The organism is Photobacterium sp. DNB22_13_2 (genome assembly GCF_052873915.1).
On record NZ_JBNNXU010000012.1, the window covers coordinates 129,625 to 143,364 of the forward strand.

13 protein-coding genes are annotated in these 13,740 nt (G+C 43.8%); 7 read left to right on the forward strand and 6 right to left on the reverse strand.

Features of this window, described 5'->3' with window-relative positions; genetic code table 11:
* Positions 1 to 205 precede the first annotated feature (205 nt).
* Positions 206 to 1,750 carry a glutamate synthase-related protein gene (locus tag ACVA58_RS17655; protein ID WP_446511685.1) on the forward strand — a complete coding sequence of 515 codons (1,545 nt, stop codon included), beginning with the start codon at positions 206 to 208 and terminating at the stop codon, positions 1,748 to 1,750.
* A 78-nt stretch (positions 1,751 to 1,828) separates the two neighbouring features.
* Positions 1,829 to 2,368, forward strand: a complete 540-nt coding sequence (locus ACVA58_RS17660) for a hydrolase (RefSeq protein ID WP_446511686.1) — start codon at positions 1,829 to 1,831, stop codon at positions 2,366 to 2,368.
* Between the two features lie 75 nt (positions 2,369 to 2,443).
* On the opposite strand, the gene ACVA58_RS17665 is transcribed toward ACVA58_RS17660, so the two are convergent.
* A complete protein-coding gene (locus ACVA58_RS17665) occupies positions 2,444 to 3,205 on the reverse strand; it encodes a DmsC/YnfH family molybdoenzyme membrane anchor subunit (protein ID WP_446511687.1) in 762 nt (253 codons plus the stop codon).
* 140 nt (positions 3,206 to 3,345) lie between these two features.
* Positions 3,346 to 4,758: an MDR family MFS transporter gene (locus tag ACVA58_RS17670; RefSeq protein ID WP_446511688.1), complete on the reverse strand. Its 1,413-nt coding sequence runs from the start codon at positions 4,756 to 4,758 to the stop codon at positions 3,346 to 3,348.
* A 237-nt stretch (positions 4,759 to 4,995) separates the two neighbouring features.
* Between ACVA58_RS17670 and nagA the strand changes: the two genes are divergently transcribed.
* The gene (nagA, locus tag ACVA58_RS17675) at positions 4,996 to 6,120 is read left to right on the forward strand and encodes an N-acetylglucosamine-6-phosphate deacetylase (protein ID WP_446511689.1); all 1,125 of its coding nucleotides are present in this window, start codon (positions 4,996 to 4,998) and stop codon (positions 6,118 to 6,120) included.
* Between the two features lie 125 nt (positions 6,121 to 6,245).
* Positions 6,246 to 7,127, forward strand: coding sequence for a LysR family transcriptional regulator (locus ACVA58_RS17680; RefSeq protein ID WP_446511690.1), 882 nt, complete (start codon positions 6,246 to 6,248; stop codon positions 7,125 to 7,127).
* Positions 7,128 to 7,209: 82 nt separating this feature from the next.
* Here the strand turns inward: ACVA58_RS17680 and ACVA58_RS17685 are convergent, their stop codons facing one another.
* Positions 7,210 to 7,512, reverse strand: coding sequence for a hypothetical protein (locus tag ACVA58_RS17685; protein ID WP_446511691.1), 303 nt, complete (start codon positions 7,510 to 7,512; stop codon positions 7,210 to 7,212).
* Between the two features lie 314 nt (positions 7,513 to 7,826).
* On the opposite strand from ACVA58_RS17685, the gene ltaE reads away from it, so the two are divergent.
* The gene (gene ltaE / locus ACVA58_RS17690) at positions 7,827 to 8,834 is read left to right on the forward strand and encodes a low-specificity L-threonine aldolase (protein ID WP_446511719.1); all 1,008 of its coding nucleotides are present in this window, start codon (positions 7,827 to 7,829) and stop codon (positions 8,832 to 8,834) included.
* A gap of 75 nt (positions 8,835 to 8,909) precedes the next feature.
* Here the strand turns inward: ltaE and ACVA58_RS17695 are convergent, their stop codons facing one another.
* On the reverse strand, positions 8,910 to 9,563 hold the full coding sequence (locus ACVA58_RS17695; RefSeq protein WP_446511692.1) for a hypothetical protein: 654 nt from the start codon (positions 9,561 to 9,563) through the stop codon (positions 8,910 to 8,912).
* Positions 9,564 to 9,813: 250 nt separating this feature from the next.
* The gene (gene nhaD / locus ACVA58_RS17700) at positions 9,814 to 11,202 is read right to left on the reverse strand and encodes a sodium:proton antiporter NhaD (RefSeq protein WP_446511720.1); all 1,389 of its coding nucleotides are present in this window, start codon (positions 11,200 to 11,202) and stop codon (positions 9,814 to 9,816) included.
* Positions 11,203 to 11,584: 382 nt separating this feature from the next.
* On the opposite strand from nhaD, the gene ACVA58_RS17705 reads away from it, so the two are divergent.
* Complete coding sequence (locus ACVA58_RS17705; RefSeq protein WP_446511693.1) at positions 11,585 to 12,058, forward strand: hypothetical protein; 474 nt, start codon at positions 11,585 to 11,587, stop codon at positions 12,056 to 12,058.
* A 163-nt stretch (positions 12,059 to 12,221) separates the two neighbouring features.
* The gene (locus ACVA58_RS17710) at positions 12,222 to 13,436 is read left to right on the forward strand and encodes a serine hydrolase (protein ID WP_446511694.1); all 1,215 of its coding nucleotides are present in this window, start codon (positions 12,222 to 12,224) and stop codon (positions 13,434 to 13,436) included.
* Between the two features lie 83 nt (positions 13,437 to 13,519).
* Here ACVA58_RS17710 and ACVA58_RS17715 read toward each other — a convergent pair whose 3' ends face one another.
* Complete coding sequence (locus tag ACVA58_RS17715) at positions 13,520 to 13,642, reverse strand: hypothetical protein (RefSeq protein ID WP_446511695.1); 123 nt, start codon at positions 13,640 to 13,642, stop codon at positions 13,520 to 13,522.
* Positions 13,643 to 13,740 lie beyond the last annotated feature (98 nt).

The following is a 13,740-nucleotide window of genomic DNA, read 5'->3' on the forward strand; positions in this document are numbered from 1 at the left end:
CGTAAACATCTGCATTGTTCCGTGAAATGGCCCTGCTGTAAAGTAGGTGACCGTTACAAAAGATTAAATCGCCTTGGTGAAATAGGCAAAATTCATCAGCATTCTTTTGAAAAATCCAACGTAGCTTCATTCCAAATGATGCAAACCCACCTATCCTCTCCCATACTTTCCACAATATGATTTCTCTGGATGTGGAAGTTTTTACATGAGTAAACCTGTGGTTACCGATACCAAACCGGTAAAAGTCCAGTTAGAAAAAGAACAGACTTACTACTTCTGTACGTGCGGGCGTTCAGCAAAGCAACCTTTTTGCGACGGTTCCCATCAAACGACCGACTTTAAACCGAAGACTTTTAAAGCTGAAACAGATGGTGATGCCTTTCTCTGTGCCTGTAAGCATACTGGTAATGCCCCATTCTGTGACGGTTCCCACAAACAGTTCAGCGAGGAAAATATTGGCAAAGAAGGTCCGGGCATTACTACCAGTTTAAGTGAGCTACCAACAGCAAAAGCCACCAAAGAAGAACCCAACGTCGAGTTTATCCATCAGCTAGCCCGTGAGGGGCTCAACAATCTCGGACATCACGGTGCTATGACGGCCATGGGGGTGCCAAGATATCAACTACCCGACTGGGATGATATCCAGATCATGGTGGCTCAAATGGCCCAGAAGCCTTTGATGGAAGATGCAAAGGTCAGCACTGAATTAGTAATAGGTCCGAAGGCAAAGAAACCGCTGGTACTCAATACCCCTCTCTTTGTCTCTGACATGAGCTTCGGTGCGCTCTCTGAAGAAGCCAAAACCGCCCTTGCGATGGGTGCGGAGTTAGTCGGTACTGGAATTTGCTCCGGTGAAGGCGGAATGCTTGCCGAAGAACAGCAAGCGAACAGCCGGTATTTTTACGAACTGGCCAGTGCCATGTTTGGCTACCATGAAGGTCTATTGAAAAAAATACAAGCCTTCCATTTTAAAGGCGGTCAAGGAGCCAAAACCGGCACAGGAGGTCACTTACCCGCGATTAAAAACACAGGGAAAATAGCTAAAACCCGATGTCTTAAAGAAGGTACAGATGCAATTTCTCCCCCGACATTTAAAGATCTCAAAACACCGCGTGATTTTGCAGCTTTTGCCGACAATATAAGAGTGATCACCGGCGGGATCCCTATCGGCTTCAAACTTAGCGCTAATCATATCGAAAGAGATATGGGATTTGCTCTAGAAGCTGGTGCCGATTACATCATTCTCGATGGGCGTGGAGGAGGCACAGGCGCCGCTCCGGAAATTTTTCGTGATCACATCAGTGTTCCCACCATTCCGGCCCTTGCGCGGGCACGATACTTTCTCGACAAGCAAGGCATGACTGGACAGGTGACGCTGATAATTACCGGTGGATTACGTACCCCTTCAGATTTCGTCAAAGCCATGGCGTTAGGGGCAGACGGGGTTGCCCTTGCCAACAGCGCCATACAGGCCATAGGCTGTGTGGGGGCAAGAATTTGCAATACCAATAACTGCCCTGCTGGCATTGCTACACAAGATCCCGAGCTGCGAAAAAAACTCGACCCAAATATTGCTGCCACTAAACTGGCAAACTTCTTAACGGCATCGACCCAATTAATGCAAGTAATGGCACGAGCCTGCGGACACCATCACCTAAACCAGTTTAACCAAGATGACTTAGCCACTTGGAGCCATGAAATGGCGCAACTAGCAGGGATTGAGTATTCAGGTTTCAAGCAGCGCGAGTAGAAAAATTGCGAACGCTGCATTTTCAATCAAGCGTAAATTCCTATATGGTTATATCTCAACTAATGATCGGATATTCATATGCTTACAACAAACGATACTGCCCTAGTAATTGTTGATGTCCAAGGCAAGCTTGCGCAAATTATGGACAGCAAGGATACGCTTTTTAAAAATTTAGAAACCGTTGTCAAAGGCGCTAAAATTCTGGATATCCCGATTATCTGGGTAGAGCAGATCCCGCACAAGTTAGGCCCGACCATCCCACAAATTTCTGATCATTTACTCGATCATACCCCTATCGCCAAAAATAGTTTCAGCTGCTATCGCGAACCAAAATTTGTTGATGCTTTGTCAGAATCAGGCTGCAAGAATGTTGTGGTCGTTGGCATTGAAGCGCACATCTGTGTCTATCAAACAGTTCGACAACTACTTGAAGCTGACTACCATGTTGAAGTGGTTGCTGATGCAGTATCGTCACGCAACCCGACCAACAAGCAGGTAGCGCTAGAAAAGATGCAGCAATTTGGCGCCTCATTAACTACAGCCGAAATGGTGATTTTCGAGCTTCAAGAAGTTGCTGAAGGTGAACGATTTAGAGATATCCTCGGCGTCGTTAAATAATCGAAACAATCAAAAACGCGGTGCTATGCACCGCGTTTATATTCTTTCTGTGTGGTTTTACTCTATGCTGTTCGCTTAATACCCCACACCTGCAAAATATGAGGAAACTGTACTAAGCGCCAACGCAAACGTCATGACTCCCAATACTGGCTTGCTTTTCGTCACCAGCGGCATTAACCAAACACCGACAGCTGCCATCAGTAGCCCCAAGCTGATCACTTGTGAGATAAATGGCATCATTGCACCAGTAGTATGAATCTGACGAGATAATTCTCCAAGCTGTGGAATCCCTGTAAGCAGACAGGCAAGTGCTATAATCGCCCCTAAACGAGGCAATAGCGTGTTTACCTCTTCGACTTTGTGCTTCGCCCTTACTAAACAAGCATGCGCAAGTAAGGTACCACCACAAAGCGTGGTCGCCAGAAAGTGAGAAGCAATCAACCAATACTCACTTCTTACCACCAAGCCATGAATGAAATAGCTGCCTCCAATGAATACAGCTAAAACCAAACAGAACTTGCGGAAAAGATCCGAACCTATCAGCGCTTTTTCAACGAACCAATAAAATAGCGCAGAGGCAAAAAACGTGATCGCGAGTAGTGCTTCAACACCAATACGGTATCCCTCATCGACGTGAGCCAACATCAAGTCCAACTCTCTCAGCAAGAGTGCACTGAATAACATTAACCATAAAACATGCATCGTCTTGTGCAAGCGATCTGCTTGACCGAAACACAACTTGCCACTCAATAACACCATGCCAAGGACCATAAATGCGCCAATCGACATCTGTGTTAACACATTTGAAAGAATAAATGGCCATTCAAACCAAGCCATAACTCACCTCGTCGTCATTCTGTCTGACGAATTTAAAAACATAAGGCGGCGTATTTTGCCTGACAGCAATAATTTGTCCACAAAAAAGCCCAGCTAACATATTCGCTGGGCTGATTTTTAACTAACGAATTGCCAATCTGTTATTCGACTTGCTCGGGTTTATATGAGCGTCTCGGCTTGGCAACATCAGAAGACAGTGGCTGAGCCTTCAAACACACAATTGCCACCAGCAAAGAAACCAAGGCAATCACAACTAAGCCTCCATAGGTCAAGGTAAACCCTTCAGCCAAAGCGGTGGGGTCAAACTGAGACAAGCCATCAGTACTTCCCTCGCCAACAAGCACAGGCACTTTGACATGGAATAGTGCTGCACAAAATGCAACGCCGATCGCACCGCCAAATTCGCGGCCATAGCCAAACATCGACAGACCGATCCCTCGATCTTGAGGAGGCAATACATTTTGCACCACTACATTCAAACTAGGTAACGTCAATCCTAGTCCAGCGCCCGCAAAAGCCAATGCTACGGTCATCATTACGCCTTGATACAGCATATAAACGGCAATAACTGACATAGCAAAACCAAGCACAACTAAAGACTTATAGAATCCCGTTTTAGCAATTCGCTTACCGCCAAGATACGCCCCACAGGTGATACTCATCATAAAGACCACCATGATAAGCCCACTTGCAGACGCTGTAATACCATGCTGCCACTGCATCTGTAGCGGTAAATATACAAGCACGGCAAACATTAATAACTGTGAACACATGATCAGTAACACACTGATCATATAACCTGGTAGCTGAAACAAACGTGCAGGTAAAATGGGGTCTGAAACTCGCTTTTCAACAATCACAAACGATAGAGTTGCGACTACCAACGCACTAGACAACCCAAGCTTGCTAAACATGGTCTCCGGGGACATCAACAGCAACAATATGGTGGTGATTGTCATTAATAGTCCAGCCCCCGCCCAATCAAAGCGACTGTCACGTCCTTTACTCAGGTGTTTAAGGTTTGTATTAATCATCCAAATCGCCAATGCGCCTAAAGGAAGGTTAATCCAAAACACCCAGCGCCAACTTAAATGTTCGGCAAAGTAGCCACCCAGTAGGGGGCCTGCGATACTCGAGGCGGCATATACCGCTGAGATATAACCTTGATACTTGCCGACCTCTCTAGCCGGAATACAGTCGGCAATGACAGTAAAGGCCAATGCAATAAGACCTCCTCCACCGATCCCCTGCAGCACTCGAGCCGAAACAAGCGTTGGTAAATCTTGCGCAATGGCACACGCAACCGAGCCAAGTAAAAACAAAACAACACTGATATTCAGCATTTTTACCCGACCGAAAATGTCACTGAGCTTGCCATATACCGGTAACACAGCAGTGGCAGCTAACAAATAGGCCGTAACAACCCAAGTTAATGCCTGCCCAGCCCCCAGCTCTTCACCTATGATTGGCAATGGCGTAGTGACAATACTTTTCTCTAATGAACCCAGTGCGATAACCAATGCTACGCTGGCAAAAATCGATTTTGGCGACATACGCCCTCCTATGAATGCGTCACAAGGATAATTCAAACTATTGATTTCGAAAACAGAAGATTGTTAAGCACTGCACATATAAATGCTCTTCAATAACTCAGACAGCATTGACAAACGGCAACGATTACTCTAACTTATTTTTTAAGCAAAATTAAGTTAAGTTATTTCACTTCTATTTGCATATTTACTGGGTTACGTTTTCACTTATTTTATACAGATTCAATAGTTGGGATGCTTATGTACGCTATCACAAATATCAATGTTTTTAACGGTCAAGATATCCTTGAAAACCAAGCTGTTATTGTTAATGGCGATACAATTGAAACGATCGTTCCAATGAAAGGAGCAAGTCTGCCTGCGACGGTTTATGATGGCCAAGGCCTAACAGCAACTGCGGGATTCATTGACCTTCAGCTCAACGGTTGTGGTGGTGTCATGCTAAATGTAGACATTTCTAAGCAAACACTCGACACCATGAACTTCACTAACATCCAAAATGGCACAACCCAGTATCTACCGACGTTGATCACAAGTCAGCATGAAACAATGTGCCAAGCAGTTGAACTGGTAGCTAAAATTGAAATGCCACAAAATGAAGGTATTATCGGGCTGCATCTTGAGGGTCCATTTATTAGCAAAGAAAAAAAAGGAGCTCACAATGAAAGTCATATCCGCATTCTGGATGAACTGACCGCTCACTACCTTGCTGATAATGCCAAACACATCTCTGTCATTACCCTTGCACCAGAAAACACATCACAAGCGGTTATTGATATTCTCAATAACGCAGGTATCACTATTTCGTTAGGCCATACCAATGCCAACTACCAACAGCTGACGAGCAAAAGTCATTTGAAGATGGCGACCCACTTATACAATGCGATGACACCACTTGGCTCACGAGAATCCGGCGCTGTTGGTTATATTTTTGATAAAAAACCGCATGCAGGCATTATCGTAGATGGCATCCATTCATCATATGCATCGGTGCGCATCGCTCACCAACAACTTGGCGAAAAGCTTTTTATGGTAACCGACGCTGTCGCACCAGCCGGGACAGATATGACTGAATATGACATGGCTGGCACAACAGCCTATGTCACCGACGGCAAATGCCATTACGCAGATGGTACGATTGCAGGTGCAGCCATTACGATGATTGAAGGCGTAAAAAACCTCATCCAACATGTTGGTCTAAGCAGAGAGGAAGCACTACGAATGGCTAGTCTTTACCCTGCAAAAGCCATCGGTATCGATAACCACTATGGTCGTCTTGTATCTGGTTATAAGGCTAATATTACGCTGCTGAACGATCACAATGAAGTTTGTTCTGTGTATCAAATGGGTATTAAACGCTGTTAATTTAGCCTCGTTATAAACGCTTCTGGCTACAAGCGGATATCCTCTTCATAGGTATCCGCTTGACGCGATTCACCTTCGAGTGGTACTAATCACTCATGCATATCTAAAACAGTAGCTTATCAGCCATGTTAAACACCCAATGGCTCCACACCTTTATCACTTTGGTTGAAGTTGGTCATTTCACGCAAACTGCAGAAAAGCTTTTCATGACTCAACCAGGCGTCAGCCAACATATAAAAAAGCTGGAAGAACAAGCTGGCACCCTCTTAATCAAACGTATAGGCAAGCGTTTTGAGCTCACACCGGCTGGCCAACAGCTATACCATTACGGCTTGAGACGACAAGAAGAAGAAAAACAGTTATTGGGTCAATTGCTCGTTGATGACCCATTCAGTGGAGAGTGCTATTTAGCCTGCTCTGGTTCATTAGCAATGTTTCTCTACCCTCATTTCCTTGACCACCAGAAAAACCATCAAGCTATCAGTATTCATTTGGAATCAGCGCCCAACCATCGAATTCTGGAAGGGATCAAGAGCGGTCAATTCGATATCGGCATCATTACCCATGCCGTGGCTGATCAATACTTTGACCAAACGAAAATGGGTCAAGAGGCCTTATGCGTCGTCGTGCCAGCTAATTATCCGGACAAGAAATTAGATAAAGAGTCATTGTACTCACTTGGTTTTATCAACCATCCAGACGGTAAGCATTACTTACAGCAGGTACACTTAGCCAATTACAGTGACAGCCATTTCGATTTCAACAAAATCAAAAAAACGGGCTATATAAACCAGCTCAATCAAATTTTGCTCCCTGTCTCTAAAGGCCTTGGCTTTACAGTGTTACCAGAAAAGGCCGTTGATCACTTTAGTTATCCAGACAAAATAAAAAAATTAGAGGTGCCGAATACCGTAAGCCAAGAGCTGTACTTGATCTGGAAGCAACACAGGCCCTTGCCAAAGCGCTATTTTCATATCATTAATACGATAACTCAGCTGCTAGAATGAGATAAAAAAATCCTGCTTAACAAGCAGGATAAATAGGTCAACTTTTCGCCCAATGCCAAAGCCCCTTTACCAGGGCTGAGTGTTATAGATCTCGCATCAGAATTTCATACTCTTCTTCAGCAAGCTCTATCAGTTTGGCTAGCTCTCGGGCATCATCACTCGACAGAGATAAATGCCATTGCACATCATCTCTTTCAAGCTGATTTTTGCAAATGAGTTCCGTTTCTTTTCCTTCAGAATAAAAATACAGTTGGTCAAATTCACCACTCAACCGACTATTCTGCTCCAAAATATTAACTTCAACCTCTCCAACAGGACTTATTGTCACATCCGCATGAAGTTTTGAATCTCCAGGTAAAATGAAATGCCTATGCTCAGCCAACATACGACAGCCTCCTATCTGACTTACGCCATGATTCTCCCGCGACAGCGAACTCACTAATCTAAGTCGCGGTACAACGCTGCATGCAGCGCCCCAGTCTTTTCATTAATAAGTCTAGTTAAACCAAGAACAGCCAAATCAAAATTCACGAAAGGATAACAATTATTCATTCATTTTTTTGCTCAGTATCAAATTTTCAGGATTTGAGTAAAATCATGGCACGGTTTTCTATCCTCCAAGCCCGCTTTCTGGCACAGTCATATACCCCCGCAAATAAAATGCTTGGCTAAACAGTAAATACCAAGGAAGTACCCATGATTGATTTTCGTTCTGATACAGTAACCCGCCCTACACAAGCCATGAGAGAAGCAATGGCCAACGCCTCTGTTGGCGATGATGTCTATGGTGATGATCCAACCGTCAACGATCTAGAGCAATGGGCAGCAGAGCGACATGGGTTTGAAAGTGCACTCTTTTGTAGCTCAGGCACCCAAGCAAATTTACTGTCGTTAATGGCGCATTGCGAACGTGGTGATGAATATCTATGCGGGCAACAAGCGCACAATTACATGTTTGAAGGGGGCGGCGCTGCAGTACTGGGCTCTATTCAGCCTCAACCGATTGAAAATGAAAAAGACGGTACAATCCCTTTCACCAAGCTTTCAGCCGCTATCAAACCGGACGATGCCCATTTCGCACGAACCCGCTTGCTAAGCCTTGAAAACACTATCAATGGTAAGGTGCTTCCTCTTTCCTATATGGCAGAAGCGCGAGAGTTTGTTAACCAACACAAGCTTAAACTGCATTTAGACGGTGCTCGCGTATACAATGCCGCCACCGCTTTAGAAGTTGATATAAAGGAAATCAGCCAGTTCTTTGATTCCATGACCATTTGCTTATCAAAAGGATTAGGTGCACCAATAGGTTCACTTGTACTGGGTGATAAAGCCTTCATTGCTAAAGTGCGACGCTGGAGAAAAGTACTTGGTGGTGGTATGCGTCAGGCAGGTATCCTAGCTGCAGCGGCAAAGATTGCTTTGACCGATCATGTCGCACGATTAGCAGATGATCATGCGAATGCCAAAAAGCTGGCTGAAGGATTAAACCGAATGCCTGGTTTCAAGGTTAATACCGATGTTGTCCAAACAAATATTGTCTTTGCTAAAGTCGATCCAAGCATTGACCAAAAGCAGTTAGCCACAACGCTGAAAGATAAAGATATCATAGTCACTCCGGGCAATCCGATGAGATTAGTTACCCATATCGATATTAGCAATGATGATATCGATACTTTCCTATCTGAACTAGAAGCCGCATTGCGATAATCCAAATTACGGGTGACTACACAATTAAGCTAAGCGCCTATTTATCACATCAAATAGGCGCTTTTTACGCTCAGATTAGAAGCGGTAACCTAAACTCACAGAAGATAGCCCATGCTCAACCTTAATATCACCATCATCCATTCTGGTTGGCACCACTAACCTCAGGCCCAATTCCCAGTTTTTATAATTAACAACAGTACCTAAGTGGGAGTTAAAGCCGAAACCAGAAGAGTCGAATTTCTCTTGGCTATTATCAGCACTCTTCAATTTACCGTCAGCATTGAGATAGTGTACACCCGCCCCTAACTCTACTCGCCAACTTTTACACGACGAGCACAGTTTGCGATCTCCCCACTGGTAAAACAGTACCGGTGTGAACCCAACTGAGTAGCCCTTGTAATTACCATCAACAAATTGATCATCATCATCGTCATCATAATCTAGATCAAAATAGCTAGCAGACAGCTCAGTGTGATACCCCCAACGGGTCGACTCTGAAAAAAAGTATGGAGACTGAATAAGGGAAATAACAGGAGTAACAGAGCTTGAAGAATTAAATGGGACATCGTTGAACTGCCCCTTTTTTGTAATATCGACATTGCCGGTCGACTTGGCAATAGCCAATTTTACACTTGGAACCCTAAACAGAGCTTCTAAATCCAATGCATGGGCTGTAGAGCCCGAAGAAAGCACAATAGCGCTTACAATTAAATATCCATATTTTTTCATCCGCCATTCCTATGACTACAACAACTTTAATTATAGCCAAGCACCTTGAAGTCACTTAGCTATATCTAGTTAAGCACGACAAATGCCCAAAAAAAAGCCCAGCATTTGCTGGGCTTACATTTCATCATTCTTTAGTGATGTTCTACACATTTTCAGTTTACTGTCACATCATTGATCGACTATTTTTTAAACAATATTTATTCTGGTAAACATCCTTCGTTATAGTTTTTGGCCAAGTGTGAACGACAGCTTAAAATAAATGATTGTTCAATAATAAATGGCAAACGATACTTGCCACATACCCCAATGCAATTACCGGCATCCACTTCAAATGTCCAAAGAATGTGTATTTTCCATGAGCTGCTCCCATCAATGCAACACCAGCGGCAGAACCAATAGATAGCAAGCTACCACCAACACCCGCAGTCAGTGTCACTAATAACCAGTTACCTAATGAGAGTTCAGGTTGCATCGTCAGTACAGCAAACATAACAGGAATATTATCCACTATTGCAGACAATATACCGACCATAACGTTTGCCCATACAGGATTCCACTGGGAGTACATAACCTCAGAGACCATGCCAAGATAACCCAATAAGCTAAGCCCCCCTACACACATCACAACACCATAGAAGAACAACAGCGTATCCCACTCGGCGTGAGAAACACGTTTGAAGACATCAAAGGGTACCACTGAACCTATCCGCTTTAACGCTTCATCATCTTTATTGGCAATGGCAAGCGCTTTTTTCTTTTCCAACGAACGAGGCAGTGTCTTGCGAAGGTAGAAGCCAAAGAACTGCAAATACGCCAAACCCATCATCATACCAATAACAGGTGGGAAGTGAACTAACGCATGGAAGCCAACCGCTGTGGCTATCGTCAAAATAAACAAAAAGACAATTCGCCTCGCTCCTCGCTTCAACTCAACATATTCAGTTGTAGTATTAGGCTTTGTCTTCGGTACAAAGAATGACATGATAGCCGCTGGGATTAGATAATTAACCAGAGAGGGTATAAATAGGTCAAGGAATTGGGTAAAACTAACCAGTCCGGTCTGCCAAACCATTAACGTTGTAATGTCGCCAAATGGACTGAATGCCCCACCAGCATTGGCGGCCACCACGATATTGATACACGCGATATTGATAAAACGCAGGTTGCTACCTCCCACCTTCATAACAACAGCACACATCAACAATGCGGTAGTCAAGTTATCGGCGATCGGTGAAATGACAAACGATAAACAGCCCGTAAGCCAAAACAAACTCCTGAAATTAAACCCTTTGCCCACCATCCAAGATTGAAGCGAATCAAACAAACGCCGCTCTTCCATTGCACTGATATACGTCATCGCAACTAACAAGAACAACAACAACTCTGCGTACTCAAGTAGGTTATGCTCTAAGGCTGCTTTTGCCAGTTCGATTTGCCCCTGTTGCTGATAGACAAACCCAATCATTAACCATATCAAACCAGCGGCTAACAAAACGGGCTTAGACTTTCTCAGTTGCAGGTATTCTTCTCCCATTACCAGACAGTAAGCCAAACCAAAAATAATAAGTGATGCATAACCTACTGTTGACTGGGTTAAATCGGCACCTGGTGCAGCGGCAAAAGCACTGCCTCCTGCCATTAGGGCTGCAGCGACACCCCCGAACAGTATACTTCCTCGTAACAGTTTCATTCGCTACTCAACTCCCTGAGTGATTAAACTAGCATTATTGTACACATTCCCTGTAGATATTTACGTGAAGCAATCCAATATGTTAACAGCAATTACAACACACAATTAACACCATGTGAACATATGAAGAAGGATTCACCTGCCTTCACAAGTACTCTGTGACGCACCGCATTTATTCGCTCTCTATTTAATACTGCCAACACCACCAATTTTGAAGCAAACTGCTCTATGACGATAGAAAATAATCAGATCTATAAGCGCATCATCAGAAAAGACGTGCTTAAATTAGCTGAGAATTATTTACTTTAGACTGGTATTAGGGGGCTATAGCATGAAAACAATCGAGTATTGGTTGGAAGAACTCAAGAAAAATGTAGCCCTCAATGCCAGCTGGGACGAATCGGCAGTTACTCAATTACTGAATGAAGCTCCGCCTACGTTATTTGGGGAGGTTGTTAACCCTAAGCGCAGTGAAGCCATCGCCTATTGGTTGGACGTTTGTCGCCGGTTAAGCTTATTCCATCAAAAATCTGGCAACTTTGACCTTGCGTTTCAATACCAGCAGTTTTATTACAGTAAAATTCAGATGCTAGCGACAGTACCTGATCAAGATCCCGCCACTCAGCGCTGGTGTGTCAAAAAGCTCGAGCACATGATTGTCAATATGTTGGAACTTTGCCAACAACACCCCCACCCAAATAGGCAAAAACAAAGTAAACAACTTATCGATTCACATATCTTTTTTATGCAGCAGCTCTCTCACCAAAACTTGTCATTCGGGCCTAGTATCAGACAATCACATTAGGTTAAGCCATTTAATTTAACGAGATAATTTCAACATCAACCACTGTTTCAATGTTGAGAAACTCGTAAAAAACGTTACAAGACTGATATCAAATTAATTCTACATTTAAAATATTTACTATGCTGAAAAGTGCAACGGTGCAGCACTGACGGGGTTTATTCCGATGACACTTCCAGCCTTTAGTAAACATTGCCGACAATTGATTTTTAGCGTTATTTCCCTTGCTGTAGTCTCGCCGGGTTATGCCGAAATCCACCCTACACCTCCAGAGATCGCGGCTCAGTCATGGGTGTTAATGAGTTATGATACCGGTCAGGTTATTGCGGGAGAAAACATCCATGCCCCACACGCTCCTGCCAGCCTCGTTAAAATTATGACTAGCTATGTCGTTGGCCAAGAAATCAAGTCAGGCCATATTGCCTCAGACGACATGGTCGTGATCAGCGAAAACGCCTGGGGGAAAAAATTTCCGGGCTCATCAAAAATGTTCCTTAATGTTGGCGACCAAGTCTCAGTCGATAATCTTAATCGAGGTGTCATTATCTCGTCAGGAAATGATGCGACTGTAGCCCTTGCAGAACATGTAGCCGGCCATCAACCAGCTTTTATCGAGATGATGAACCGTTATGCTGAAAAAATTTCGATGAAAGATACCTTCTTCACTAACCCACATGGGTTAGATTCCGCAGAACAGCAAACAACAGCCTACGATATGGCATTGCTAACAAAAGCGCTGATTACTGATTTACCCAACATGTACTCGTTGTTTAAAGAAAAATCGTTCACGTTTGGTAAAATTAAGCAGGGCAATCGTAACGCATTGCTATGGGATACGACTATCAAGGTGGATGGTGTGAAGACGGGCTACACCAAAAATGCAGGATATAGCCTTGTATCTTCCGCCGAATTAAATGGGCAGCGGCTGATTGCAGTAGTGCTGGGTACAAAAAGTGCGTCAATACGACGTAATGAAAGTAAAAAATTATTAACTTGGGGATTTCGATTTTACCAAGACATCGAGCCTAATTTCAGTAAAGACGAATTACTCCCACTACGTGTTTGGTACGGCAGTCCATCAACCGTCGAAGTCGTTGTGGGCTCTGGAGGAAAAGTCACGATCCCTCGTCGACAAAGAAAGAATGTAGAATACATTATTCACTATGACAACTTAGAAGCACCAATAACCAAAGGCCAGGAAGTAGGTAAAGTCGTTTGGTACATCAATGATGAAGTGATTACAGAGCAGCCACTATTAGCCACCCAAGGTGTTGATGAAGCCCCTTGGTATAAGTCCATGGTAGATGTGGTGTGGCGGCCAATAAACCAATGGTTCAGCAATCAGAATGAAGCGCTTAAAGCCTCTGCTAATCAAAGCTAGGTCCCTACAAAGCTAAGTCCCTAGCTAAACATGACTCGAACCCAGAACCGGCAAGATTGCCTGTTCTGGGTTATCAAACATGTCTACTCATAGTCGTCATTAAGATCTACAGATTCTAACCAATCATCAAATTCAATATCGTCCTGGTTTTCGTCCCATACATCGTGCTCGTTTAGATCAATATCATTCGGATCAAACTCAAACATTGTGACTCTCCATGCTAATTAAGAACATATCATGCCTACCTATTAGGCTATTAATAGATATGGCAACACATGGCTCTTTTTTAATCAGTACAGATGTC